This window comes from Novosphingobium sp. PASSN1, from assembly GCF_002278815.1.
In genome coordinates, this window is the sequence record NZ_NKIS01000014.1 from 21,870 (window position 1) to 46,763 (window position 24,894).

The window sequence follows — 24,894 nt, forward strand, 5'->3', positions numbered from 1 at the left end:
GCGGAATGGCAAGTGAAGCCCCGCCCAGCAGGGCGAAGATTCCGCGCGCGAACGGCTTGCTGATCTTCATTCTCGATCCTTCCGGAAAAGTCCAAAACGCCGCACCCGGCTTGGTGCGCACAGGTGGCAGAGCCCCCGCCCGCTGGCAAGCCGCACACACGCGCTTGATCCCGCGCCGCCGACCGGGCATCGCACATCCATGACTGGTATTACGCCGCAACCGGACTGGGCACACGCCCTCCAGCGCGCCCGCGCCGAAGCGCCTTTCCTCGCGCGCGGATTAGACCGCCTGCCCGATCTTGAAGCCTTGCTGGCTGCAGGCCGAATCGAAGACGCGCTCGCCGCTGCCCATGCCGCCGGAACGGACGTGCCCGATACAGGCCCAGACACTGGCATAGCCCTGCGCCGCCGCCGCCTCGCCCTCGCCGTGGCGCTGGCCATCGGCGATCTGGCGGGCGCGCTCCCCCTTGCCCGCGTGATGGGCGAGCTTTCCACATTCGCGGACCACGCGCTCGATGCCGCGATCATCGCCGCGATCCAGCGCCGCGTGCCCGATGCCGTGCCGCAGGGCTTCTCGGCCATCGCGCTGGGCAAGCACGGCGCGGGCGAACTCAACTACTCGTCCGATATCGACCCGATCCTGCTCTACGATCCCGATCTCCTCCCCCGGCGTTCCCGCGACGATCCCGCCGAAGCTGCCCAGCGCATCGCCCGCACTATCGTCGAACTGCTCGGCGCGGTGACGGATGAAGGCTATGTCTTCCGCGTCGATTTGCGCCTGCGCCCCGCTGCCGAAGTCACCCCGCTCGCGCTCCCGTTCATCGCAGCAATCACCCACTACGAGTCGAGCGCGCTCGCCTGGGAACGCGCCGCCTTCATCCGCGCCCGTCCGGCGTCGGGCGATGTCGCGGCGGGGCAGGCGTTCCTCGATGCCATCCGCCCGTTCGTATGGCGCCGCAGCCTCGATTTCGGCGCGATTGCCGAAATCGGCCGCCTCACCACGCGCATCCGCGATCACTACGCGGGCGGTCAGGCAGTCGGCCCGGGCTATGACCTCAAACGCGGGCGCGGCGGCATCCGCGAGGTGGAGTTCTTCGCGCAGACGCACCAGTTGATCCATGGCGGCCGCAACCCGGCGCTGCGCCTGCGCGGCACCCGCGCCGCGCTCGATGCGCTGGCCGAGGCAGGCATCGTCGCGGCGGAGGACACCGCGCTCCTGGGTGACAGCTACGACCGCCTGCGCACGCTCGAACACCGCCTGCAGATGATCGCCGACCAGCAGACCCACAGCCTGCCCACCGATGCGGCCCAGCTCAATGCAGTCGCCCGGCTCGAAGGCCTGCCTTCCGGTGCCGCGCTGGTCGAGGAACTCGCGCAGATTTCCGATGCCGTCGGCTGCCGCTTCGATGGGCTGATCGCGACCTATGCGCCCACCGGCGCGGTGCCCGTCGCGGCCCGCCCGCTCGAACTCGAACTTGCCGCGCTCGGCTTTTCCGATCCCGGCCCGCTCGCCGCGCGGATCGAAAGCTGGGACAACGGCCAGTACCGCGCCTTGCGCAGCGCCGAAGCGCGCGAGGCCTTTGCCCGCCTGCGCGCCACCTTGCTCGGCGCGCTGGCCGCCGCGCCGGATCCGGACCGCGCGCTGCTGCGCTGGGAAGGCCTGCTCGCCGGGCTGCCATCGGCGATCAACGTGTTCCAGCTGCTCGAAGCCCGCCCCGCGCTGCTCGGCCTCGTCATGCGCGTGCTCGCCCACGCCCCCACGCTGGCCGACGAACTCGCCCGCCGATCGGACCTGCTCGATACCCTGATCGATCGTAGCGCCTTCGATCTGCCGGGCAGCGTGGAGAGCCTTGCCGCCGAGTTTCGCCGCTGCGAGGCAGGCGATGATTACCAGTGCCTGCTCGATTCCGTACGCCGCAAAGTTGGCGAATGGCGCTTCGCTTTGGGCGTCCAGCTGATCGAAAGCCAGCAGGGCGAAGGCTGGCGCGATCCGCTCGATGTCGCCGCCGCGCTTTCGCGCATTGCCGAAGCGGCGATCCTCGTGCTGGCTGAGGCCGCGCATGGCGAATTTGTCCGCGCACATGGCCGCATCGCGGGCAGCGATCTTGTCATCCTCGGGCTGGGCCGGCTCGGCGGCGCGGCCCTCACCCACGCCTCCGATCTCGACATCGTGTTCCTGTTCAGCGGCGATCACACCGGTGAGTCAGATGGCCCTCGCTCCCTCGGCAGCACCCTCTATTACAATCGCCTCGCCCAGCGCGTGATTGCTGCGCTCTCCGCACCGACCGCCGCCGGTGCGCTCTACGAAGTCGATGTCCGCCTGCGCCCCAGCGGCGCGCAAGGCCCGCTCGCCGTCAGCCTCGAAAGCTTTGCCCGCTATCAGCGCGAGGAAGCGTGGACCTGGGAGCATATGGCGCTGTGCCGCGCGCGCCCCCTGTCCGGCACTGCTGCAGACCGATCCGCGCTCGCCGCGATCATCACCCAAGTGCTGCACACCCCGCGCGAGCCGGAGAAACTCCGCGCCGATGTGCTGGCGATGCGTGCCGAAATGGCCCAGCACAAACCGCCCGCTGGCCCGCTCGACGTAAAGCTCGCGCGCGGCGGGCTCGTCGATCTCGAATTCCTCGTCCACTATCTGCAACTGCGCGGACACGTGGCGCTCGACCCCCACCTTGGGGGCGCGGTTGCGGGCCTCGGCGCTGCAGGACTTGTCCCCGCGTCCCTGCGCGCGGCCCACGATCTGCTGGCACGGCTGCTGGTCGTCGTGCGCCTCGTTGCCCCTGACGGACGCTATCCCCCCGAAGCCAGCCGCGCTATCGTCGCGCGGGCATGCGGCGAGGCTGATTGGCCTGCGCTGCTGGCCGCCGTGCTGGCGGCCCGGCGCATGATCGCGGCATGCTGGCACACCGTATTTGGCGAAGAGCTGGAGATTATCGAATGAGCGAGACGTTCGGCGCGGGCGCGATGATGCCCGATATTGCCATGACCACCCCCGAGGGCGGCAGCGTGAAACCTTCCGACTTTGCGGGCCGCAAGCTGGTGCTGTTCTTCTATCCCAAGGACGACACCCCCGGCTGCACGACCGAGAACAAGGACTTTTCCGCCCTCGCCGCCGAATTTGCCGCAGCGGGCACCGCGCTGCTCGGCGTCAGCAAGGATCCGCCGAAAAAGCACCTCAAGTTCATCGAAAAGCACGCCCTTGCCGCGCCGCTCGCCAGCGATGCCGAAGAGGGCGGCCTTTCCGATGCGCTCGGTATCTGGTGCGAAAAGTCGATGTATGGCCGCACCTACATGGGCATGGAACGCACGACCTATCTCGTCGGCGCGGATGGAAAGATCGCGCAGGTCTGGCCCAAGGTGAAGGTCAAGGGCCACGCCGAAGAAGTGCTGGCCGCCGCGCGCGCCCTATGATGGCCCGCGCACAGTGACAGGACACAGCGTCGCCGCGGCGATCCGGGGGGCCATGCTCACCGCCGATCCCGCGGCCAAGGCCATGGCGACGCGCGAAGTGCGGCGCGATTGGGCGGCGGGCAAGCTGGCGTTCGCGTTCGACGTGGCGATGCCCGACGAACCGGCGCGCCCGGCCCGCCCCGAACTGCTGCCGCCAAACGCCATGCCCAAGCGCGGACGCGGCGGCTCCGAACGCGGGCGGCTCGCGCTGCTCCATGCGCTCGCGCATATCGAATTCGTCGCCATCGATCTCGCACTTGATGCCGCCGGACGCTTTGGCGCAGAGCGCGGGCCGGGTTTCGTCACCGACTGGCTCGATGTCGCTGCAGACGAATCGATGCATTTCGCCCTGCTCGCGCGCCGCCTGCGCACGCTCGGCTCGGACTACGGCGCGCTCCCCGCGCACGACGGCCTGTGGGACGCCGCGCGCGAGACGGCGCACGATCTGGCCGCCCGCCTTGCGGTGGTGCCGATGGTCCTCGAAGCGCGCGGCCTCGACGTCACGCCGGTGACCATCGAACGATTCACCGCCGCGGGGGATCTGCGCTCGGCGCGCATTCTCGAACGAATCCTTGACGACGAAATCCGGCATGTGCGTTTCGGCACAACCCACTTCCTGAAGCTGTGCGATGAACGGGGTGAATCGGCGCCAGCCCTCTGGAAAACCCTTGTGACGCGCCATTTTCGCGGGGCCGTTAAGCCGCCGTTCAACGACTCGGCGCGTCGTGCAGCCGGTTTGTCGTACGAATTGATGACAGGGGTTGTCTGATTAAGACACTTCCCCCTAACCCGTTTGCGACGAGTAGGCGGGAGGGATTTCCGCTTGGTCCTCGAAGGAAAATGCCAGGCAGGCCGGGATCATCCGGAAGGTTGTTGGCAGTATCCAGGTGGGTTTGTCCCGGTTGGCAATGCGGCACGGTCGATGCAGCAAAGCCGGGACCTAAAAGGGTTAGCGGGTCGTAATGCTTAGCAACAAGATTTTGAAACTGGTGATCAGCTCGATTGGTGCTGCCGCTTGTTTCTTTGCGGCCCCCGCCATGGCCAACAGCGCGGCTTCGGCCGATATCGCCGCCCCGCTCCGCGCCGCCGAAGCTGCCCGCAACGGCACTACGGCCACCGCCGCCGACGATGAATTTCACAAGCTTTTCGCCAGCTGGAAGGCGCTTGATACGGGCGTGTCGATCGCTTCGGCAGCTCCCGCCCAGCGCAGCAGCAGCGGCGTTTCCATTCCTTCGCTGATCCCCGTGTCATCCAACCGCTTGATGAGCAGCGGCTTCGGCATGCGCGTTCACCCGGTGCTTGGCGGCATGCGCGCGCACAAGGGCATCGATCTTCCCGCCACCACCGGCACCCCGATCCACGCTTCGGCGGATGGCGTCGTGGGCAAGGCGGATTGGTTCGGCGGCTACGGCCTGTTCGTCGAGCTTGAGCACGGCGGCAGCATGGAAACCCGCTACGGCCACATGTCGCGCATCGCGGTTGCCGAAGGCCAGCGCGTCCGCAAGGGTGACGTGATCGGCTATGTCGGCTCGACCGGCCGCTCGACCGGCGCGCACCTGCACTATGAAGTGCGCATCGGCGGTGAAGCCGTGAACCCCATTCCCTACATGCAGACGGTCGCCCCCGGCGTCGCGACTGACACGGTTCTCGCGCAGAACTAGGTTTTTGGTCCGCTGGCGCGTGTGAGCGCTGCGGCCACACAATCATCTTGGAGAGGATGGGATAAGGGCGGCGGAAACGCCGCCTTTATCTTGTGCGCCCTCCGGCTCACCGCATAGAAAACGCCAAAGCGAACGATTCCCGTTGCGCCTTTTAATCGGGCGGTTAAACTCTCGCGAAAGGCGGGCCCCAGCGCGCCGCCGATCCTGAGAGGACGCGCATGAACTACCACCCGAGTTTCCACGCAAAGACCAACCCGGAAAAGCCGGCGGTCATCATGTCCGGCACCGGCGAAGTCGTGACCTATGGCGAACTGGAAGCACAGAGCAACCGCTTCGCCCAGTTGCTGCGCTCACGCGGGATCGGGATCGGCGATACTATCGCGCTGTGCTTCGAAAACCACCCGGTGTTCTTCTCGCTGTGCTGGGGCGCCCAGCGCGCCGGGATTGTCTACGTCGCGATTTCCTCGCGCCTTGCCCCGCCAGAGGTTGCCTATATCGCACGCGATAGCGGGGCGAAGCTGCTGGTCGGATCGGGCGTCCTCACCCCGCTGCTCGATGCTGTCGCCGCCGCCGCACCCGAAGTCCCGCAATTGCGCCTTGGCGGCACCGGCGAGCACGATCTGGCCGCCGCGCTAGCAGCCATGCCCGTAGAACCCGTCGCGGATGAACGCGCGGGCTGCGACATGCTCTATTCTTCCGGCACCACCGGCAAGCCCAAGGGCGTGCGCGTGCCGCTGCCCGAAGACCCTGCCATCGGCGGCACCAATTCGCTGATCATGCTGGCAGGCGGCCCCTTCGGCATTCGGCAAGAGGCGGTCTATCTCTCCCCCGCGCCGCTCTATCATGCCGCACCGCTGCGCTGGTCGATGACCGTCCACCGCTTCGGCGGCACCGTGGTCTGCATGGAAAAGTTCGATGCCGAAAAGGCGCTCGAAGCCATCGAGCGCTACAAGGTGACCGACAGCCAATGGGTGCCCACCCATTTCGTGCGCATGCTCAAGCTGCCGGAAGAAGTCCGCACGCGTTATGACCTGTCCTCGCTGCGCGGCGCGATCCATGCCGCCGCGCCGTGCCCCGTGCCGGTCAAGCGCGCGATGATCGAATGGTGGGGGCCGGTGCTCAACGAGTATTACGCGGGCACCGAAGGCAACGGCTTCACCTTCATTTCCAGCCCCGAATGGCTGGCGCGCCCCGGCTCGGTCGGCCGCGCCCTGCTCGGCACGATCCGCATCTGCGATGAAAGCGGCGATGAAGTGCCGCGCGGCACCGAAGGCCAGGTGTTCTTCGAGGGCGGCAACCCGTTCGCCTATCACAATGATCCCGACAAGACACGCGACGCCACCAACAAGCACGGCTGGACGAGCCTGGGCGATGTGGGCTGGGAAGACGAGGACGGCTACCTGTTCCTGACCGACCGCAAGAGCTTCATGATCATTTCGGGCGGCGTGAACATCTACCCGCAAGAGATCGAGAACCTCCTGATCACGCACCCCAAAGTGGCTGACGTGGCCGTGATCGGTGCGCCCGATCCGGACATGGGCGAGCGCGTTGTCGCCGTCGTGCAGCCACATGAGATCGGCGAAGCAGGCCCCGCCCTTGCCGAAGAACTGCTCGCCTGGCTCGCCCCGCAGCTCAGCCGCGTGAAGCTCCCTCGCCAGATCGATTTCCGTGAAGAGCTGCCCCGCGAACCCACCGGCAAGCTGTTCAAGCGCCTGCTGCGCGATGAATACAAGGCCGCAGCAGCCGCTTCCCTCTGATCCAGCCAAGGACGCATTTCATGGCCACCACTGCAGAGCGCACCGTCCCCGAAGAGATCGGTCGCGCCGTGATCGATCCCGCCGCTTATGCCGCGTGGGATCCGCTGCTCGACCAGTTCGACACGCTGCGCGAGGAAGGCCTCGGCGTCGCCCGCGTAACCTCCTCGGAAGACCTGCACGAGCCGTTCTGGCTGGTCAGCAGCTTCGATGGCGTGATGGCGGCGAGCAAGGACAACGCGACCTTCCTCAATTTCCCCAAGCCCACCGTGTTCACGCTGCGCAGCACCGATGCGCTGGCCCGCGCGATCACCGGCGGCAGCCCGCATCTCGTGCAGTCGCTCGTCCAGCTCGATGCGCCGCTCCATCCCAAGCTGCGCCGGCTGACGCAGGACTGGTTCATGCCCAAGAACCTGCGCACCATCGAACAGCGCGTGCGCACCATCGCCGAAGCGACGGTGGACCGCTTTCTGGAGGCGGGCGGTGAAGGCGATTTCACCAAGCTGGTGTCCTCGCCCTATCCGCTCCACGTCGTCATGCAGATCCTCGGCGTGCCCGAAGCGGACGAACAGCGCATGCTCGTCCTCACCCAGCAGATGTTCGGCGGGCAGGATGAAGACCTCAACCAGTCCGGCATCAAGAACCTGCCGCCCGAAATGATCACCCAGATCGTTGCCGGTGCGGTGAAGGACTTCGAGGCTTATTTCGCCGCGCTCGCTGCCGAACGCCGCAAGAACCCGACCGACGATGTCGCCACCGTCATCGCCAACGGTACGATCGACGGCGCACCGCTGGATGATGTCGTCACCGCCGGGTACTACATCATCACCGCCAGCGCCGGGCACGACACCACCAGCGCCTCCACTGCAGGCGCGATGCTCGCCCTCGCCCGCGATCCCGCGCAGTTCGCCCGGGTCAAGGCCGACCGCAGTCTGCTCGCCGGGATCGTGGAGGAAGCGATTCGCTGGACCACGCCGGTGCAGCACTTCATGCGCACCGCCTCGGTCGATACCGAACTGGGCGGACAGAAGATCGCGGCAGGCGATTGGCTGATGCTCAATTATGTGGCGGCCAACCACGATCCCGCGCAGTTCCCCGATCCGCGCCGCTTCGATGCCGCGCGCGAAGGCAACCGCCACCTCGCGTTCGGGGCAGGGGCGCACCAGTGCCTCGGCCTGCACCTTGCGCGGCTGGAAATGCGCATCCTGTTCGAAGTGCTGCTCGATCGGCTGGAGAGCGTGGAGCTGGCAGGCGAACCGGCGAGGGCCAAGTCCACCTTTGTCGGCGGACTGAAGCGCCTGCCGATGCGGTGGAAAGCGGCCTGAACCAGCCGCTTACTGCTCCAGCAGCCGCTGCATGATGGCGCGCACCTCATCGGCCATATCCGGCCGTTCGAGGGCGAGCGCCAGCGTCGCCTCGACGAAACCGGTCTTGCTGCCGCAATCGAACCGCCGGCCGCCGAACGTCACCGCGTGGAACGGCTGGCTGCCGATCATCCGCGCCATCGCATCGGTCAGCTGGATCTCGCCGCCCGCGCCCTTTTCCTGGCCTTCCAGCGTACGCATAACCTCGGGCTGGAGGATATAGCGCCCGGAGATGATGAGGTTGGAAGGCGCATCCTCGCGCTTCGGCTTCTCGACCAGCCCGGTCACTTCGGTCAGCTTGTCGGAAATCCGCGCGCCGGGCGCAATCACACCGTAGCTGGAAACTTCCTCTTCCGGCACTTCCAGCACACTGATCAGATTGCCGCCCACTTCGTTGTAGGCCTCGACCATTTCCTTCATGCAGCCCGGCGTGCCGATCATCAGTTCATCGGGCAGGAAGATCGCGAAAGGCTCATCGCCCACAATCGCACGCGCGCACCAGATGGCATGGCCAAGGCCCATCGGCACTTGCTGGCGCACGGTCACAAGATTGCCGGGAAGGATGCGAGTCGGCTCGAGGATCGAAAGATCCTTGCCCCGGTCGGCCATCGTCCGCTCCAGTTCGAACGCCGTGTCGAAATGCTCGACAATCGACGTCTTTCCGCGCCCGGTGACGAAGATGAGTTGTTCGATTCCCGCTTCGCGCGCCTCATCCACAGCATACTGGATCAGCGGACGGTCGATAACCGGCAGCATTTCCTTGGGGATCGCCTTGGTCGCCGGGAGGAAGCGCGTGCCCATGCCTGCTACGGGAAACACCGCCTTGCGGACAGGCTTGCGCAGCGATTGCGATCCATTGCTACCGGTCATGTCGTGTCTGATCCCCTTGAAGCGCAGCCGGGTTTGGCCCCGATTTCACTGTGACATAACGCCCCCCTACTGCGCCATCATTTCGATCCTGTTGCGCAGCTTTTCAAACAAGCTAAATGACCGCGATGGACAAGATCATCATTCGCGGCGGCAATCGCCTCTCCGGCACGGTTCCAGTCTCGGGCGCAAAGAACGCCGCACTCACCTTGCTTCCTTGCGCGCTGCTCACCGATGAGCCGGTTACGCTGCGCAATCTGCCGCGTCTGGCGGATATCGACGGCTTCCAGCACCTGATGAACCAGTTCGGTGTCTCGACCTCGATCGCCGGTGCAAGGCCGGAAGATTTCGGCCGGGTGATGACCCTGCAGGCCACCCGCCTGACCTCGACCGTCGCCCCCTACGATCTCGTGCGCAAGATGCGCGCATCGATCCTCGTGCTCGGCCCGCTGCTGGCCCGCGCGGGTGAGGCGACCGTTTCGCTCCCCGGCGGCTGCGCCATCGGCAACCGCCCCATCGATCTCCACCTCAAGGCGCTGGAAGCCTTCGGTGCGCAGATCGAACTCGCCGCAGGCTACGTCCGCGCGATTGCGCCCGATGGCGGCCTGCCCGGCGGTGACTACAGCTTCCCGATCGTGTCCGTCGGCGCGACCGAGAACGCGCTGATGGCAGCGGTTCTGGCGCGCGGCACCAGCACCATGCACAACGCCGCGCGCGAGCCGGAAATCGTGGACTTGTGCAACCTGCTCGTCGCCATGGGCGCGCAGATCGAAGGCATCGGCACTTCGGACCTCACGATCCACGGCGTGGACCGCCTCCACGGCGCGACCTACATGGTCATGCCAGACCGGATCGAGGCGGGCAGCTATGCCTGCGCCGCTGCCATCACCGGGGGTGACATCACGCTCGCCGGTGCCCGCGCCGAAGACATGGCTGCCACCATCCAGGCGCTGCGCGATGCGGGCGTGCTGGTCGAACCGGTGCGCGGGGGCCTGCGCGTGGCGAGCGACGGCAAGCTGCGCCCGGTCACGCTGTCCACCGCGCCCTATCCCGGCCTTGCGACCGACATGCAGGCGCAGCTCATGGCTATGCTCTGCCTCGCCAATGGCTCCAGCGTGCTGACTGAAACGATCTTCGAAAACCGCTACATGCACGTTCCCGAACTCAACCGCATGGGCGCGCATATCGAGACCAAGGGCCGCACCGCGATTGTCCACGGTGTGAGCAAGCTGCACGGCGCGGAAGTCATGGCGACCGACTTGCGCGCCTCGATGAGCCTTGTCATCGCCGGGCTCGCAGCCGAAGGCGAAACCCAGGTTCACCGGCTCTATCACCTCGATCGCGGCTATGAGCGGCTGGAAGAGAAGTTCGCGCTGATCGGCGCGGATGTGGAGCGCGTCGGCGGCGACTGATGCAGAAGCCGACGCTGGCAGAACTGACCCGGGTCTTCGCGCGGATCGGCTGCCTCAGCTTTGGCGGACCTGCCGGACAAATTGCGCTGATGCAGCGCGAACTGGTCGATGAACGCGGCTGGGTGGAGCAAGGCGCGTTCCTGCGCGCGCTGAACTTGTGCCACCTCCTGCCCGGGCCTGAGGCCCAGCAACTCGCAACCTGGATCGGCTGGCGGCTCCACGGGACACGCGGCGGCCTGATTGCGGGGATGCTGTTCGTGCTGCCCGGCGCGGCGGTGATGCTGGCGCTGTCGCTGCTCTATGTCGCTGCGGCCGGGCTGCACTGGTTCGCGGCGCTGTTCCTCGGCATCAAGGCGGCGGTGCTCGCGGTGGTGGTGCAGGCGCTGGTCCGCGTCGCACGGCGGGCACTGGGAACGCGCTTCAAGCTGGCGCTGGCAGTGCTGGCCGCGCTTGCGCTCACTACGGCGCGCGCACCGTTCCCGCTGGTGATCCTGGCCGCGGGCCTGATCGGGGCGATAGCGGCGCGGTGGCAGCCGGACTGGCTGGGCACACACCACGGCGTGCCCGCGGCCAGTCCGCTGGAAAGCTCACGCCGCCTCGTTGCCGCCTCGCTGCAGACCATCGCGCTGTGGCTCGCGATCTGGGCGCTCCCGCTGGCGCTTGTGTTCCTGACCCTCGGTCCGGACCACGTGCTGTGGCAGATCGGCCTGTTCTTCTCCCGCCTTGCGGTCGTCACGTTTGGCGGCGCTTACGCGGTGCTCGCCTATATGGCGCAAGCCGCCGTCAGCGGGTTCGGCTGGCTTTCTCCGGGCGAGATGGCAGACGGGCTGGGGCTGGCCGAATCCACACCCGGCCCGCTGATCATGGTCACCCAGTTCGTCGGCTTTATTGCGGCGTGGCGCCATCCGGGCGGGCTTTCGCCGCTTATGGCCGGCGTGATGGGGGCAGGCCTCACCACATGGGTCACGTTCGCGCCCTGCTTTCTGTGGATCTTCGCCTGCGCGCCGTGGATGGAACGGCTGGAGCGCGCCGAAGTGCTGCAAGGCGCGCTCGCGGCGATCACGGCGGCGGTGGTGGGCGTGATCGCCAATCTCGCGCTGTGGTTCGCGCTCCACGTGCTGTTCCGCACCGTCTCGGCCCATGGGCTGCCCGTGCTGTCCAGCCTCGATTGGCGAGCGGCCGTGATCGCAGGCGGCGCGGCGCTCATGCTCTTTGGCCTCAAGCGCGGGATCATGCAGACCTTGGCGCTGTCCGCCGCCGCAGGGCTTGCCTTCTCCGCCTTCTAGAGCCGCGCGCTTAGGTCCTGACCCTAGAAGTAGGCGCGCGGTATCAGCCCATTGGCATAGGCACCGCGTTCCAGTTCTTCCCTGAAATCGGGGTGCGCGATGGAGATCATCGCCTTGGCCCGCTCGGCGACGCTCTTTCCCTTGAGGCAGACCATGCCGTATTCGGTCGCCACATACATCACATCGGTGCGCGGCACGGTCACGATAGTCCCCGGCGCAAGGCCCGCCACCACGCGGCTCTTGCGCACCCCGTGCTTCTCGTAAGTTGAAGGCATACACAGAAAGCCGCGCCCGCCCTGCGATTCATAGGCCGCGCGCACGAAGCCCAGCTGGCCGCCCGTGCCGCTGAAATGGCGGTAGCCGTCCGCTTCCGAGGCCGCCTGCCCCTGAAGGTCCATCTGCCCGGTGCTGTTGACCGAAAACACGTTGTGGTTGCGCGCAACGGAGCCGGGCAGGTTGGTATAGTCCACCTGCCGCGCCTCGAACGCCGGATTGCGATCGAGCGCCGCGTAGATGTTCGCCGAAGCGATGGCGAAGGCATAGACCGCCTTGCCCACATCCATCTGCTTGCGCGCGCCGTTGACCACGCCGGCCTTGACCAGTTCAACCACGCCTTCGACCATCATCTCGGTGTGGACGCCAAGATCCTTCACGCCGGCCTGCGCAATCGCGCGCCCCACGGCATTGGGCAGGCCGCCGATGCCGAGCTGGATGCAATCCCCATCGCGGATTTCCGCCGCCACCAGCCGCGCGATGGCAAGGTCCACCTCGCTCGAAATCGCGCCCGGCAGTTCGGCGGGCGGCAGGTCCAGCCCTTCGATCACGAAGTCCACTTCGCTTTCGTGCACGGCGTTATCCGGCCCGTAGCAATAAGGCAGTGCCGGGTTCACTTCCACGATCACCACATCCGCCTTCTCCACCAGCGCGCGCAGATAAGAGGCCGAGACCGAGAAGTTGTAGTTGCCGTCCGCATCCTTGGGGCAGACCTGAAACACCGCGATATCCACCCGGTCGCAGAACCGGCGATAGAGATCGGGCCATTCGCCCAGATTGAGCGGGATATAGGTCGCGCGGCCCGCATCGAACTGCTTGCGGTCGTAGCCGCTGAAGTGCCAGCTCGCGGAGAGCATGTGCGCGCCTTCGGGATCGGCTTCCTGAAACGCGCGGGGCCGCGTTGTCAGGCAACTGCGCACCTTCACCCCGCTCAGTTCATGCACCCGCGCTGCCAGCGCTTTGTCGAAGGCTTCGGCCTGCGTCGCGCCAAACCCGTAGTCCAGCCACATGCCGCTCTTGACCAGCGCCGCAGCCGCTTCCGCCGTAATAACTTCACTCATGTCAGGCACGCTTTCCCGTGCGCAGCAGCCAGAATGCCGCCGCAAACAGCCCCGCGACCAGCAGGCTCATCCATAACTGGCTTGCCAGATCAGGCTGCAATCCCATGAACACCAGCACCGCCAGCATCGCTGCCAGTGCCGTCAGCGTGCCGAAAGGATGGAACCACATCTTCAGCGTGAGCCGCTCCGGGGCCTCGCGCTCCATCCGCGTGCGTTCCTTGAGCTGCGCGATGCCCACCAGCCCGTAGAGCAGGATCATCGTCACGCCCGAGGAATTGACGAGGAAGCTGAACACCGCGCCCGGCGAAAGCCACTGCGCCGCCAGCGCGCCATAGGCAAACAGGCTGGCGGCAATGATCGCGCGCGCCGGCACCCCGCGCGCGTTCACATGCACCAGCCAGTCAGGCGCATCGCCGAAGCGCGCCAGGCCGAACAGCGCGCGGCTCGTCACGTAAAGCCCGCTGTTGAGGCACGAAAGCACCGCGACCAGCACGACCGCGCTCATGATCGTCTCGCCGCCCGGAATGTGCATCGCCGCCAGCGTCGTCGCGAAGGGAGAATGCCCCGGCACGATCTGCGTCCACGGCACCACCGCGACGATGAGGCCAATGGCGAGCACGTAGAAAATCACGATGCGCAGCGCGACCGAGACGGTCATCTTCGCGATCACTTTGGCCGGATCAGGCGATTCCGCCGCCGCAATCGTCGCGATCTCTGCCCCGCAGAGCGAGAAGATAGTGGAGGCCACACCCGCAAACACCGGCCCCCAGCCATGCGGCGCAAACCCGCCGTGCGCGGTCAGGTTGCCAATGGAAAAGCCCTGCGGCGCGGTGATGCCGAACACCCACAGCCCGCAAATCAGGCTGAACACGAGGATCGCGGCCACCTTGATCGAGGAGAACCAGAACTCGAATTCGCCGTAGCTGCGGGTGGACATCAGGTTCACCGCGGTCATCAGCGCCGTCAGCCCGCCGCCGATCGCCCATTCCGGCACGCCCGGCAGCCAGCCGCCGATGATCTTGGCCCCGGCAATCGCCTCCACGGCGACGACCACAACCCAGAAATACCAATAGAGCCAGCCCGAAAGGAACCCGGCCAGATGCCCCAGCCCTGCGCGCGCGAAGTCCGGAAATGTCCGCACGCCTTCGAGCACGATGGCCATTTCAGCGATCATCCGCATCACCAGCAGGATGAGGAGGCCCGCGATCAGATAGGAAATCACCGCCGCAGGGCCCGTGAGCGAGATCGTGGTGGATGATCCCACGAACAGCCCCGCGCCGATGATCCCGCCGATGGCGATCATCGAAACGTGGCGCGGCAGCAAAGTGCGGCTGAGCTCCACGCCGCCCGCTTGTCCTGCCTCTGCGATCCCCACTGCGCCCACGCAAATCCCCTTGGTTGGTGTGGCCCTAGGGATAAGCGGCGCTGCACCGGTGTCAAATGTCGCGTGGGCTGTTGCAAAATAGAAGATATTTTCTAATTTTGTCCATCTGCGCCGTCCGGAAGGAGCCCGCCGCCATGTTCGCCCGCCTCGCGCTTGCCCTTGCGCTTTGCGCCGCACCGCTTGCCGCTTTGGCGCAGAGCTTCGTTTCCACCACGCTCGGCGATCTGCGCGGCGCGGCGCAGGATGGGGCTGAAGCCTTTCTCGGCATCCCCTATGCCGCCCCGCCGGTCGGTGCGAACCGCTGGCGCGAGCCGCAGCCAGCCGATCCTTGGCAAGGCGTGCGCGATGCCTCGCGCTATGGCCCGGCCTGCCAGCAAGGCGTTCCCGCACCCTGGGGCCCCTATACCGAAGAATTCCTCGCCGCCGGGCCGATGAGCGAGGATTGCCTCACGCTCAACGTCTGGAAACCGCGCGGAGGCGCGCGGAAGCTTCCTGTGCTCGTCTTCATCCACGGCGGCGGCTTTGGTGGTGGCAGCGGCACCATGCCGCTCTATGCCGGGGCACGGCTCGCGGCGCAGGGCGCAGTGGTCATCACCCTCAACTACCGCGTCGGCGTGTTCGGCTTCCTCGCGCACCCCGCGCTCACTGCGGAAAGCCCGCTTGGCTCTTCAGGCAACTATGGCCTGCTCGATCAGATCGCCGCGCTCCAGTGGATCAAGGCCAATGCCACGCGCTTCGGCGGTGATCCCGCCAATGTCACCGTCTCGGGCGAAAGCGCCGGTGCGGCTTCGGTGGCGGATCTGTTGATCTCGCCCCTCGCGCAGGACCTGTTCGCCAAGGCGATTGCCTTCAGTGGGGCTAGCATGGCCATCGATGTGCCCCCGCTTGCCACCAACGAGAAAGTCGGCACCGATCTTGCCGCCAAGCTCGGCGCCGCCTCGCTCGCTGACCTGCGCGCCGCCCCGCCCGAAAAGCTGATCGAGGCGACGCGCTATGTCCCCGGCAGCGGCCCGCCGCGCCTGCTCTTCGTGCCCAACGTCGATGGCAAGGTCGTGCCTTTCGATCCTGCACGCGCGAGCGGGCCGGTGGTCAGCCCGGTGCCGCTCGTCACCGGCTACAATGGTGCGGAGATGATCGACCCGTCCGTGCGCACCCCCGCCCAGCTCGAGGCCGCGCTCCGCGCCCGCTATGGCGCATTCGCGGACCGGCTCCTTGCGCTCTATCCCCACGCGACCGATACCGAAGCGGCATCCTCGAACGCCCTCATCGCCCGCGATCGCTACATGGCCGGGCTCATCCTCTGGTCGCAGGACCGCACCCGCAGCGCCCGCCAGCCGGTCTTCGCCTATCTCTACGATCACGCCTATCCGCCCGCGAAGGGCGGCGAGGGATGGGGCGCCTTTCACTCCTCGCAGCTCCCCTATGTCTTCGGCACGATTGGTATGGGGCCGCGCACTTTCACCGCTGTGGACGCCGCCGTCAGCCGCCAGTGGCAACGCCGCATCCTCGCCTTTCTGCGCAGCGGCAAGCCGGGGCCGGGCTGGAGCGCCGTGACCCGCACCGGCACAGCCGTCATGGGCCTCGGCGACAAGGAAGTCATACGCCCTGCCGTCTCCTCGCCCGCCCGCATCGAAGCCTTCAAGGCCTATGCCGAAAGCGGCGGCAATCTTGGCTTGATGTAATTCCCGAAAGCCCCCTCCTCTTCAGAGGAGGGGGCTTTCGGGTGGTGGAGGCATCGGCTTACGCTTACGCGCCCTCAAAACCCCAGCGGCGCGTTTTCCTTCACTTCCTTCATCACGAAGAACGTGCGCGTCTGGCGCACCCCCGGCAGGGTCAGCAGGCGCTGGCCGTGGAGCGCGTTGAAATCGGCAATGTCGCGCACGCGGATCTTCAGCAGGTAATCGAAGTCCCCCGCCACCAGATTGCAATCGAGCACTTCCTTCATGCCCAGCACCGCGCCCTCGAACGCGGCAAAGCTTTCGGGCGTGGACCGATCCAGCACCACGCCAACCATCACCAGCGTGCCAAGGCCAATCACGCCCGGATCGACAAACCCGCGAAACCCGGTGATCGCGCCCGCTTCCACCAGCCGGGCCACGCGCCGGTGGCAGGTCGCCGGGCTCACGTTCGCCGCCTCGGCCAATTCCGCGTTGGAACGCCGCCCGTCTGCCTGCAGCAAGCGCAGCAGGTTGCGGTCGATACGGTCGAGTTCGATGGAAGGTTCTTTCATCAGGCCATCCATTATCGAAATAAGCCAGAAGTGAATAGCCCTCTTCTCCCGATCTGAATCAGTCTGACCCCCAAGATTGCAAGCACCTTCCGCACGCTTTCGATTAGCTTTCACCGCGAATCAACCGTCAGTCGGAGCCTGCATGTCTCTCCTCGCCCCCTTCGAACGCTACCCGCTCACCTACGGCCCCACCCCCATCGAGCACCTGCCGCGCCTCAGCGAAGCGCTCGGCGGCAAGGTCGAAATCTGGGCCAAGCGCGATGATTGCAACTCCGGCCTCGCGTTCGGCGGCAACAAGCTGCGCAAGCTCGAATATATAGTCCCCGATGCCATCGCCTCGGGCGCGGACACGCTCGTTTCCATCGGCGGCGTGCAATCGAACCACACCCGCATGGTCGCCGCCACCGCCGCCAAGCTCGGCATGAAGTGCGTTGTCGTGCAGGAAAAGTGGGTGCCGCATTACGACGCCGTCTACGACCGCGTCGGCAATATCCTGCTCACCCGCCTGATGGGTGCGGACAGCCGCCTGGTGGAAGACGGATTCGACATCGGCATCCGCCAGAGCTGGGAAGACGCCATCGAAAGCGTCAAGGCCGCGGGCGGCAAGCCCTACGCCATCCCCGCGGGCGCCTCGGTCCACAAGTACGGCGCGCTCGGTTATGTCGGCTTCGCCGAGGAAGTCGCGCAGCAGGAGGCCGAGCTTGGCTTCAAATTCGACTATATCGTCGTCTGCGTCGTCACCGGCTCCACGCAAGGCGGCATGATCGTCGGCTTTGCGGCGCAGGACCGCGCGCACACCGTCATCGGGATCGACGCTTCGGGCACGCTCGAACAGACCCGCGATCAGGTCCGCTCCATCGTCGACAACACCGCCGAGCTCGTGAAACTTGGCCGCAAGGTCCGCGAGGACGAGATCGTCATCAACCCGGACTACGCCTATCCGGCCTATGGCGTCCCTTCGGACGAGACCAACGACGCCATCCGCCTCGCCGCGCGCACCGAAGCGATGATCACCGATCCGGTCTACGAGGGCAAATCGATGCAGGGCATGATCGACCTCACGCGCAAGGGCTTCTTTCCCGAAGGCAGCCGCGTGCTCTACGCCCACCTTGGCGGCGCGCCTGCAATCAACGGCTACAGCTATTATTACAAGGACGGCTGATCCCGCCGCCGCGACACCGAACCTTAACGCATCGGCGGATATGCTCCGCCAATGCTCTGGAATCGAACATCGAATCCAGCCCGCCTGATCGCAGCTGGCATCCTCGTCGTGGGCCTGTCCATCGGCGGTTCGATGGCGGCCACCCACGCGATGTTCCAGACGAATGGCACGATCTACTACCGCGATGCGATGCTCGTTGCCTTCTGCATTCCCGCGCTCGTCGCCCCGCCCTCTTTCCTCTACTACGTCTGGGTCGCGCGGCGGATGGAGCAGCTCAACGCGCAGCTGGACCGGCTCGCGCGGCAAGACCCGCTGACTGGCCTCGACAATCGCCGGTCCTTTGTCGAACAGGCGTCGACCCGCCTCAAGGGCCGAGCGGCGCATATGCTGGTCATGGTCGATCTCGATCACTTCAAGCACATCAACGACAGCCTCGGCCATGCGGGCGGCGATCTCGCGCTCCAGCACGCCGCGGCCGTGATGACCGCCGCCGCCCCGCAAGATGCGCTGGTCGCGCGCCTCGGCGGCGAGGAGTTCGGCTTGCTCTTCGCGCTCCAGACGGGCGAAACGGCCAGTCAATCCGGTGAGGCCATGGTGGATGCGATCCGGCAGCGGCTCGAAGCCCTCCCGCTCATCACACCGGCCGGCCTTACCCGCATGACCGCCAGCTTCGGCATCGCCATATCGCGCGCCGACGAAAGCCTCGATCACCTGCTGTGCCGAGCCGACAACGCGCTCTATGCGGCCAAGAACGCCGGGCGCAACCGGCTCGCCGTCGCCGGCTAGAGCCGGTCCAGCCTGAGCAGCTGCCGATCCCCCAGCCAGGCGCGCTCCAGCGCCGCCTCTGCCGCGCGCGCTTCGAGATCATGGCCCAGCGCCCGCTCGGCCTGCGCCAGCCCCCACAACGCCCAGCCGTTGCCCGGCGCCGCCAGCAGCGCCTGATGGAACGCATCGCGCGCTTCCGCCGCCTTGCCGCCTGCCAGCAGCGCCGCGCCCAGCGACTGGCCGATCGGATAATACCAGTACGGCGGCTCCTGATAGGGGATCGTCCCCTCGATCGCCTGCGCCTTGCGGTAATGCTCCGCCGCCGCCGCGAAATCCCCCTGCGCATAGGCCAGCCGCCCGCGCATAGCATGCTGCGCCAGATGGATCAGGTCGGTGCCCGGCACGCCCTGCGCCTCCAGCGACTTGATCCCCGGATCGGCGGTCAGCGTGTCCATCGCCGCCACTTCCCGCGCGAGGGCCTCCGGCTGCTTCAATCGCGCGAAGGCCACCCCGCGCGCATAGTGCCACATCGCCCGCACATAGGGCAGGCGCGCATCTGGCTTGGGCAGGCTGAGAATCTGCGCTGGTGTCCCCCCTTGGGCAAAAGCGAACGAAGGCGCGGCGACCACTGCCTGCACCCAGCCCAGTTCCACCGCCTTGTCTTCAGGGATGATCCGCATCAGCTTGCGCGCCTGCGCCACTGCGAGGCCGAGATCGCCTGCCTGCTGCGCCGAAGTCACGATGAAGTGGACGTTGTGCGGATAGTAGCCATAGCGGTAGAGTCCGTCGTCTGGCACCCGCGCCAGATAGGCCTCGTCCGATTTTGCCGCCGCCACGTTCGCCCGGATCGAATCCTTGTAGCGCCCGATGCGGTAGTAGATGTGCCCCGGCATGTGGACGAGGTGCCCCGCCTCGGGCAGCGCGCTCAGCGCCAGCGCGTCCGCCGCCTTCTCCGCCCGCGACGGATCGACGTGGTTTTCCATCAGGTGGATATAGAGGTGCGCTGCTTGGCTGTGCCCGGGATGCCGCGCCAGCACGCCCTCGACCAGCGCGACCGCCTTGTCGATCCGTGGGCGTGGTTCACTGCGGCCCGGCTGCCAGTAGTTCCACGGGCTCGTGTCCATCGCCGCTTCGGCTGCCAGCACCGCGAGATCATCGTTCCCCGGCCGCTGCGCCGCCAGCCCCAGCATGGCTTCGGCATAGGCGGCATCCATAGCGGTCCGGTCCACCTTGGGATCAGCCGAATAGCGCGCCGCCAGCGCGGCAATCAGCGCCCGGTCCAGCGGCGTTGCGCCCGCCACCAGCGCCTGCGCCCGCGCCAAGGCATTCAGCGTCGGTGCCAGCGCCTTGGTTTCCATCGGCGCGTTGATGTTGGGGCCTTGCACCAGCGCTTCGCCCCAGAAGCACAGCGCACATCCGGGCGCGAGCGCCTGCGCCTTGCGGAACGAGGCGACTGCCGCCGCATGGTTGAAATTGTAGGCCATGAGCAGGCCCTGATCGAACCACGCCCGCGCCTGCGGCGTCATCCCGCCCGGTTCGAGCGCCGAACGTGGCACGCCGCCATAAAGCGGGAACTTGCCCGAAAAGCCCGGCCCCATCAGCGCGGCTGCCTGCTGCAAGCGCCGCAGCAGGATCGGCGTGTTCGCCCGCGCGTTTTGCGCGCAGGCAGCTGCCGCTAACCGTGAAGGATCGAGCATCGCCAGCGCAGCCGCATCGGATGACGAAGCGCGGTGCAGTGTGGTCGCAGCCGTTGCCGCGCCACCTGCCAGCAAAGCCAGCCCGAGCATTCGATAGATGCGCATCACGTCCCTCCCTCATGCCCCGGGGAGGTCCAGCCTATGCCTGCCCGGGCAGCGGCGCAATCACCGCCGCCCGGCACTGCAAGGTTTACTCCGCCGCCTCGCGCTGCACTTCGCGGGCGAACATTTCGACCAGTTCGTCGTCGGTCGCTTCGAGCAGCTTGGCCGCCCAGGTGTGGAAGACTTGGCCCCCGCGCTCGTTGCGGCCGAACAGAACGTCCTTCATCAGGCCGCTCTGCAGCGCTTCGTGCTGGCGCTTGCCGGTCTTGTAGTCCTCGTCGCGCACCACGATCTCGAGGAAATCGAACTGCTCGTGCGCGGCCTTGATCGCCACTGCGTCCGTGGGCTTCTTCTCCATCACGTAGAACTGGGTGGTATAGCTTTCGCCCACCTTGTCGCCCGGGAAGAGCTGGCTGATCATCGCGCCGCGCAGGCCGCCGCCGTAGAAGCTGGCGATCGAGATGTGCGGGAAGATCGTCCACACGCCCTGCACCAGCACGTCGTCGGAAATCTCGTCGTCGTTCAGCTGGCTGAGGTCGATCTGGCGGTCATCGCCCGAGGAAACCTTGATCGCGAACTTCGACGGGGTCGACAGGCGCTGGTGCGGCCCGAACTCGAAGTAGTTGGCGCGGTTATAGAAATCCGAACCGAACGTGGCCGCGTGGAGCACCGGCAGGTGGTAGAAATCGAGGTAGCCGTCGTAGGCGGTCTTCCAGTTCGGGCCTGAAAGCGTGCGCTGGCTGAACAGGTACCAGTCCTTGAACCCGAACGATTCGAGCAGGCCGTCGTAGCCGCACAGATAATCCGCAATCGAAAGCTTCGAATTGGGATCGAGCGTCGCCCAGATCAGGCCTGCGCTTTCATAGACCGGGAACTTCGTCAGGCAGAGCGCCGCCTTGTCCACCGCGCCGAAATCCTGCGGGCTGGCCACGCCGATCAGGTCGCCGTCGTTCTTGAAAGTCCAGCCGTGATAGCCGCAGGTGAAACGGTTGGCGTTGCCGCTGCCCGAGGCCACCGGGTTGCCGCGGTGCGTGCACATATTGAGGAACGCGCCGACCGAGCCATCGCGCTGGCGGGTGAGCAGCAGCGGCACGCCGGCAATGTCCATCGCCTTGTAATCGCCGGGATTGGGGATCTCGCACGAAGGGCCGACCATCAGCGGCAGGCGGCGGAAGATCTGCTTCTTCTCGCGCTCGAACAGCGCCTCGTCGGTATACGTCGAGGCGGGAATGCGCACGACTTCGTCCGCCAGTTCCATCGTCCCGGCATCGCCATGGGCGATAAGCGAACGGGTCATTTCGATCAGCTGTTCACGTGACATGGTTTTATCCTCGATTCCCGGGGCAGGACGTTTTCATAGACCAGAGTGATCTCCGGCAGCCCTGCCTGCAATTGTCATTTTTGCTTGGTGCTGAATGTTGAGCCGATTTTCGCCAGACCGGGGCGGCAACGTGCAGGTTGCCGCCCGGCCATGGCGAACTCAACGCGAAAGTTGCGCGGTGAGAAGCTGGTGGAAGTGGCGGATCTTCGTCTCACCATAGTTGGCGAAGACGATTTCCTTCGATTTGATCGACTTCATCCCCCGCTGCACGTGCGGCAGGTTGACCACGTCCTGGTTGAACACCTTGGCCAGCATGCCCAGTTCCGGCGCATCGCAATAGTCGTCGTCGAAATCCAGCCAGTGGACCTTGGCGGGGGCCGGGCGCGCCTCGCCTTTCGGCACCGGCATCATGAACATCGTCTCGTGGATGCACTCCTCCGGGTTGTCGCCCAGCGGGCGGAACCGGTAGAAGATCGGGTTGAGGCACCCCCACGGGCTGATGTTGGGGAAGATGTTGTAGTAGATCGTGTCGACGAACTCGGCATCGGACATCGTGTCGACCTCGTCGCCCAGCAGACCCCGCCAGCGTTCGCGCGATTCGTTTGCCATGGCCTTGCGGCGGTCTGGCACCGGGCCGCTGGTGGTGTGGTCTTCTTCCAGCTCCCAGCCTTCGGGCAGCCGCCCGCCCACCCAGTCGCACAGCTGCACATCGGCGTGGTCCAGTTCACCCTCGATATGATGCGCCTGATGGTCGAAGAGGCCGATGCGCCCATCGCGCGCGGTCACCTTCACGCGGTCCTCGCCCAGCCGCTCGTAAACGTTCCCCGAAAGCGCGTGGCGGACCTTGGCATACGTCTTCGCGCCTTCCAGCGGCTCGGCCACAAACGCCGGATTCACATGCGGACTGAGCAGGCCATTGGGCGAAATCGCGCGCGACATGTTGCCGAACACGTCATACTTCGAATTGGCATCGCCCATCACATCCAGCAGCGTCGGGTGCGTCGCCACCACGTGGTAGGCCTCCATGAAGGCCTCCTGCGCCACTTTCCAGTTGCAGCGCAGCTTCTTGGCCACGTGCACCGCCTTGTAGCGCCGCTCAAACGGGATCGGCTCGAAGTGCCGGTCGATATCGCCGAGGAACTGCTCGAACGGCTCGGCGTTGTCATCCGGATTGATGAACACCCAGCCGCCCCAGCGCCCCACTTTCAGCGGCGGCAGGCTGTGCGTTTTCGCGCTGACTGAGGGGAAGTCCCACTGGCACGGCACTTCCTTCAGCGCGCCGTCGATGCCCCAGTTCCAGCCGTGGAACGGGCAGCGGAAATCGCGCGCGCCCTTGGTGTCCTCGGTCAGCAGCGCGCGGCCGCGGTGGAGGCAGGCATTCGGAAACGCCTTGATCTCGTCCGGCGCGGTCCGCACCACGATGTAGGACAGGTGGGCAATGTCATAGACATGGCTGTCGCCTACATTAGGAATGTCGTCCTCGTGGCAGGCCATCTGCCACACCCGCTTCCACAGCCGCTCGATCTCCAGATCGAAGAAATCGCGCGAATAGTAGATGCTCGGATCGACGATCGTCGGCCCCGGCGCGATCGGATTGTCCTCGCGCAGGCGCGGCGGCACCGCATGGGTGTCCATGTCCAGCAGGGCGTCATAGGACAGCCCCAAGGAACGGTTGGTGCCGGTAAGTGTCTCGACCATGAGTGCTCTCCGTTAATTGGGTTCAGGCGGGATCGAAGCGCAGCGGCAAGGACTGCATGCCCCGCAGGATGTGGCTGGCGGCGAACTGAAACGGATTGTCCGGATTGGCGAAGCGCAGGTTCTTCAGCCGGCGCAGAATGATCGGCAGCGCGGTGCCCATCTCCACGCGCGCCAGGTGCATGCCCAGGCAGGTGTGCACGCCCGCACCGAAAGCGACGTGCTTGCCCGCATTCTGGCGCTTCACGTCGAACTTGTCGGGGCATTCGAACACGGCGCTGTCGCGATTGGCCGAGCCATAGCGCAGCAGCATGGCCTCCCCGGCTTTGAGCGCCACGCCGCCCAGCACGGTATCCTCTTTCACCACCCGCCACATGTTGTGCGAGGGCGAGAGGTGCCGCGCAGTTTCCTCCACCCAGTTCGGCACGAGGCTTTCATCCGCAATGATCGCGGCCATCTGCTCCGGATTGGCGAGCAGCTGCGCCAGCGCATAGGCCAGCGCGTGCGCGGTCGCTTCCTGCCCGGCGGTGAAGATCTGCTGCACGATCGAATAGACTTCGGAGTCGTCGAGCGGGCGCTCTGTTCCGTCATCCTCCGGCAGCCGCGCCGCGAGAAGGTCGGAAATCACGTCCGTCCCCGTCTCCGCGCGGCGCTCCGCCATGATACCCCGAAAATAGGCCTGCATGGCGATCTCGCTGCGCGCCAGATCCGCGCGCTGCTCCGGTTTCGCATTCCCGTTCAGCCGCAGGATCGCCGCGCGCACCCAGTTCTGGAACATCGGGATGTCGTCGCGCGGCACGCCCAGCACGTCGGCGATCACGATCCCCGGCAGCATTTCGGCAAACTGCGATTTGAACTCGACCTCTCCGTCCTTGATGAACCGGTCGATCAGCGCATTGGTGACTTCGGCCACATAAGGCGCCATCGCATTGACCCGGCTCAGCGGCAGCGCGTGCATGGCGATGCGCTTGTAGCGCGAATGCTGCGGCGGATCGGCGGTCAGCATCGTGTTCCGGCGCGGCAAGCCCTCGCTCAGGATGGCCGTCTCCTCGGCATCGAACGCGCCCGAACCGCCCGAACTCAGCAGCGTGGAGAAATCGCTGGAGAAGACCTTGGGCTTCTTGTTGACCTCCAGCACCAGCTCATAAGTCGAGACCGAGACGATCCCCGTCTTGGGATCGCGGAACACCGGCGCCTCGCGCCGCAGCCGGTCGTAATAGGGATAGGGGTTCTGGAGCGTCTCCGGGCTCGTCGCGTCAATCCGTTCCAGCGCTTCCATAGCGGGGCCTTCCGTCATCATCCTCGTCCAGCATGGATGATGACCCGCCACACCCCATGCGGGCTTTGACCTTGCTCAAATTCCCGGCCCTCAAAAATGAGAGCGCCTCGGCAGTTGCAACCGCGAGGCTT

Annotated in this window: 19 protein-coding genes; 11 read left to right on the plus strand and 8 right to left on the minus strand. The window is 66.2% G+C overall.

Annotated elements, in window-relative coordinates:
• Positions 1–199 precede the first annotated feature (199 nt).
• The 6 genes from glnE (at position 200) to CFE35_RS19160 (ending at position 8,190) form a co-directional block, all read left to right on the plus strand.
• On the plus strand, positions 200–2,941 hold the full coding sequence (gene glnE, locus CFE35_RS19135; RefSeq protein ID WP_292933093.1) for a bifunctional [glutamate--ammonia ligase]-adenylyl-L-tyrosine phosphorylase/[glutamate--ammonia-ligase] adenylyltransferase: 2,742 nt from the start codon (positions 200–202) through the stop codon (positions 2,939–2,941).
• The gene (locus CFE35_RS19140) at positions 2,938–3,411 is read left to right on the plus strand and encodes a peroxiredoxin (RefSeq protein ID WP_292933095.1); all 474 of its coding nucleotides are present in this window, start codon (positions 2,938–2,940) and stop codon (positions 3,409–3,411) included. The genes glnE and CFE35_RS19140 overlap by 4 nt, the downstream gene beginning before the upstream one ends.
• Positions 3,412–3,463: 52 nt before the next feature.
• Positions 3,464–4,219, plus strand: coding sequence for a ferritin-like domain-containing protein (locus CFE35_RS19145; RefSeq protein WP_292933243.1), 756 nt, complete (start codon positions 3,464–3,466; stop codon positions 4,217–4,219).
• Positions 4,220–4,487: 268 nt separating this feature from the next.
• The gene (locus tag CFE35_RS19150; protein WP_366557165.1) at positions 4,488–5,111 is read left to right on the plus strand and encodes a M23 family metallopeptidase; all 624 of its coding nucleotides are present in this window, start codon (positions 4,488–4,490) and stop codon (positions 5,109–5,111) included.
• 218 nt (positions 5,112–5,329) lie between these two features.
• Positions 5,330–6,868, plus strand: a complete 1,539-nt coding sequence (locus tag CFE35_RS19155; protein ID WP_292933098.1) for an acyl-CoA synthetase — start codon at positions 5,330–5,332, stop codon at positions 6,866–6,868.
• Between the two features lie 20 nt (positions 6,869–6,888).
• Positions 6,889–8,190 (plus strand): cytochrome P450, encoded by a 1,302-nt coding sequence (locus CFE35_RS19160; protein ID WP_292933100.1) that lies wholly within the window; start codon positions 6,889–6,891, stop codon positions 8,188–8,190.
• A gap of 9 nt (positions 8,191–8,199) precedes the next feature.
• Here CFE35_RS19160 and galU read toward each other — a convergent pair whose 3' ends face one another.
• Entirely contained in the window at positions 8,200–9,099 is a 900-nt protein-coding gene (galU, locus tag CFE35_RS19165) for a UTP--glucose-1-phosphate uridylyltransferase GalU (protein WP_292933102.1), read from the minus strand.
• A gap of 125 nt (positions 9,100–9,224) precedes the next feature.
• Here galU and murA point away from each other — a divergent pair, with 125 nt between their 5' ends.
• Together murA and chrA are read left to right on the plus strand one after the other, a co-directional pair.
• Positions 9,225–10,508: a UDP-N-acetylglucosamine 1-carboxyvinyltransferase gene (murA, locus tag CFE35_RS19170; RefSeq protein WP_292933245.1), complete on the plus strand. Its 1,284-nt coding sequence runs from the start codon at positions 9,225–9,227 to the stop codon at positions 10,506–10,508.
• Positions 10,508–11,794 (plus strand): chromate efflux transporter, encoded by a 1,287-nt coding sequence (gene chrA / locus CFE35_RS19175; protein WP_292933104.1) that lies wholly within the window; start codon positions 10,508–10,510, stop codon positions 11,792–11,794. The genes murA and chrA overlap by 1 nt, the downstream gene beginning before the upstream one ends.
• Before the next feature lie 23 nt (positions 11,795–11,817).
• Here the strand turns inward: chrA and CFE35_RS19180 are convergent, their stop codons facing one another.
• Positions 11,818–13,128, minus strand: coding sequence for an acetyl-CoA hydrolase/transferase C-terminal domain-containing protein (locus CFE35_RS19180; RefSeq protein ID WP_292933106.1), 1,311 nt, complete (start codon positions 13,126–13,128; stop codon positions 11,818–11,820).
• A 1-nt stretch (position 13,129) separates the two neighbouring features.
• The gene (locus CFE35_RS19185; RefSeq protein WP_292933108.1) at positions 13,130–14,512 is read right to left on the minus strand and encodes an amino acid permease; all 1,383 of its coding nucleotides are present in this window, start codon (positions 14,510–14,512) and stop codon (positions 13,130–13,132) included.
• 134 nt (positions 14,513–14,646) lie between these two features.
• Here CFE35_RS19185 and CFE35_RS19190 point away from each other — a divergent pair, with 134 nt between their 5' ends.
• Positions 14,647–16,194 carry a carboxylesterase family protein gene (locus CFE35_RS19190; RefSeq protein ID WP_292933110.1) on the plus strand — a complete coding sequence of 516 codons (1,548 nt, stop codon included), beginning with the start codon at positions 14,647–14,649 and terminating at the stop codon, positions 16,192–16,194.
• A 74-nt stretch (positions 16,195–16,268) separates the two neighbouring features.
• On the opposite strand, the gene CFE35_RS19195 is transcribed toward CFE35_RS19190, so the two are convergent.
• Positions 16,269–16,742 carry an Lrp/AsnC ligand binding domain-containing protein gene (locus CFE35_RS19195; protein WP_292933112.1) on the minus strand — a complete coding sequence of 158 codons (474 nt, stop codon included), beginning with the start codon at positions 16,740–16,742 and terminating at the stop codon, positions 16,269–16,271.
• Positions 16,743–16,884: 142 nt separating this feature from the next.
• Here CFE35_RS19195 and CFE35_RS19200 point away from each other — a divergent pair, with 142 nt between their 5' ends.
• Both CFE35_RS19200 and CFE35_RS19205 read left to right on the plus strand, forming a co-directional pair.
• Entirely contained in the window at positions 16,885–17,904 is a 1,020-nt protein-coding gene (locus tag CFE35_RS19200) for a 1-aminocyclopropane-1-carboxylate deaminase (RefSeq protein ID WP_292933114.1), read from the plus strand.
• 51 nt (positions 17,905–17,955) lie between these two features.
• Positions 17,956–18,690 carry a GGDEF domain-containing protein gene (locus CFE35_RS19205; protein WP_292933115.1) on the plus strand — a complete coding sequence of 245 codons (735 nt, stop codon included), beginning with the start codon at positions 17,956–17,958 and terminating at the stop codon, positions 18,688–18,690.
• On the opposite strand, the gene CFE35_RS19210 is transcribed toward CFE35_RS19205, so the two are convergent.
• From CFE35_RS19210 to CFE35_RS19225, 4 genes are all read right to left on the minus strand, one after another.
• Positions 18,687–20,471: a hypothetical protein gene (locus CFE35_RS19210; protein ID WP_292933117.1), complete on the minus strand. Its 1,785-nt coding sequence runs from the start codon at positions 20,469–20,471 to the stop codon at positions 18,687–18,689. The genes CFE35_RS19205 and CFE35_RS19210 overlap by 4 nt on opposite strands.
• Before the next feature lie 85 nt (positions 20,472–20,556).
• Positions 20,557–21,789 carry an aromatic ring-hydroxylating dioxygenase subunit alpha gene (locus CFE35_RS19215; RefSeq protein WP_292933119.1) on the minus strand — a complete coding sequence of 411 codons (1,233 nt, stop codon included), beginning with the start codon at positions 21,787–21,789 and terminating at the stop codon, positions 20,557–20,559.
• Positions 21,790–21,948: 159 nt separating this feature from the next.
• Positions 21,949–23,487, minus strand: a complete 1,539-nt coding sequence (locus tag CFE35_RS19220; protein ID WP_292933121.1) for an aromatic ring-hydroxylating dioxygenase subunit alpha — start codon at positions 23,485–23,487, stop codon at positions 21,949–21,951.
• Between the two features lie 22 nt (positions 23,488–23,509).
• Positions 23,510–24,781, minus strand: coding sequence for a cytochrome P450 (locus CFE35_RS19225; protein WP_292933122.1), 1,272 nt, complete (start codon positions 24,779–24,781; stop codon positions 23,510–23,512).
• Positions 24,782–24,894: the final 113 nt, after the last annotated feature.

Bases quoted from the DNA above. Each gene is read 5' to 3' on its own strand.
- glnE (WP_292933093.1), top strand. From the start codon at position 200: ATGACTGGTATTACGCCGCAACCGGACTGGGCACACGCCCTCCAGCGC.
- CFE35_RS19140 (WP_292933095.1), top strand. From the start codon at position 2,938: ATGAGCGAGACGTTCGGCGCGGGCGCGATGATGCCCGATATTGCCATG.
- CFE35_RS19145 (WP_292933243.1), top strand. From the start codon at position 3,464: ATGCTCACCGCCGATCCCGCGGCCAAGGCCATGGCGACGCGCGAAGTG.
- CFE35_RS19150 (WP_366557165.1), top strand. From the start codon at position 4,488: ATGGCCAACAGCGCGGCTTCGGCCGATATCGCCGCCCCGCTCCGCGCC.
- CFE35_RS19155 (WP_292933098.1), top strand. From the start codon at position 5,330: ATGAACTACCACCCGAGTTTCCACGCAAAGACCAACCCGGAAAAGCCG.
- CFE35_RS19160 (WP_292933100.1), top strand. From the start codon at position 6,889: ATGGCCACCACTGCAGAGCGCACCGTCCCCGAAGAGATCGGTCGCGCC.
- galU (WP_292933102.1), bottom strand. From the start codon at position 9,099: ATGACCGGTAGCAATGGATCGCAATCGCTGCGCAAGCCTGTCCGCAAG.
- murA (WP_292933245.1), top strand. From the start codon at position 9,225: ATGGACAAGATCATCATTCGCGGCGGCAATCGCCTCTCCGGCACGGTT.
- chrA (WP_292933104.1), top strand. From the start codon at position 10,508: ATGCAGAAGCCGACGCTGGCAGAACTGACCCGGGTCTTCGCGCGGATC.
- CFE35_RS19180 (WP_292933106.1), bottom strand. From the start codon at position 13,128: ATGAGTGAAGTTATTACGGCGGAAGCGGCTGCGGCGCTGGTCAAGAGC.
- CFE35_RS19190 (WP_292933110.1), top strand. From the start codon at position 14,647: ATGTTCGCCCGCCTCGCGCTTGCCCTTGCGCTTTGCGCCGCACCGCTT.
- CFE35_RS19195 (WP_292933112.1), bottom strand. From the start codon at position 16,742: ATGAAAGAACCTTCCATCGAACTCGACCGTATCGACCGCAACCTGCTG.
- CFE35_RS19200 (WP_292933114.1), top strand. From the start codon at position 16,885: ATGTCTCTCCTCGCCCCCTTCGAACGCTACCCGCTCACCTACGGCCCC.
- CFE35_RS19205 (WP_292933115.1), top strand. From the start codon at position 17,956: ATGCTCTGGAATCGAACATCGAATCCAGCCCGCCTGATCGCAGCTGGC.
- CFE35_RS19210 (WP_292933117.1), bottom strand. From the start codon at position 20,471: ATGCGCATCTATCGAATGCTCGGGCTGGCTTTGCTGGCAGGTGGCGCG.
- CFE35_RS19215 (WP_292933119.1), bottom strand. From the start codon at position 21,789: ATGTCACGTGAACAGCTGATCGAAATGACCCGTTCGCTTATCGCCCAT.
- CFE35_RS19220 (WP_292933121.1), bottom strand. From the start codon at position 23,487: ATGGTCGAGACACTTACCGGCACCAACCGTTCCTTGGGGCTGTCCTAT.
- CFE35_RS19225 (WP_292933122.1), bottom strand. From the start codon at position 24,781: ATGACGGAAGGCCCCGCTATGGAAGCGCTGGAACGGATTGACGCGACG.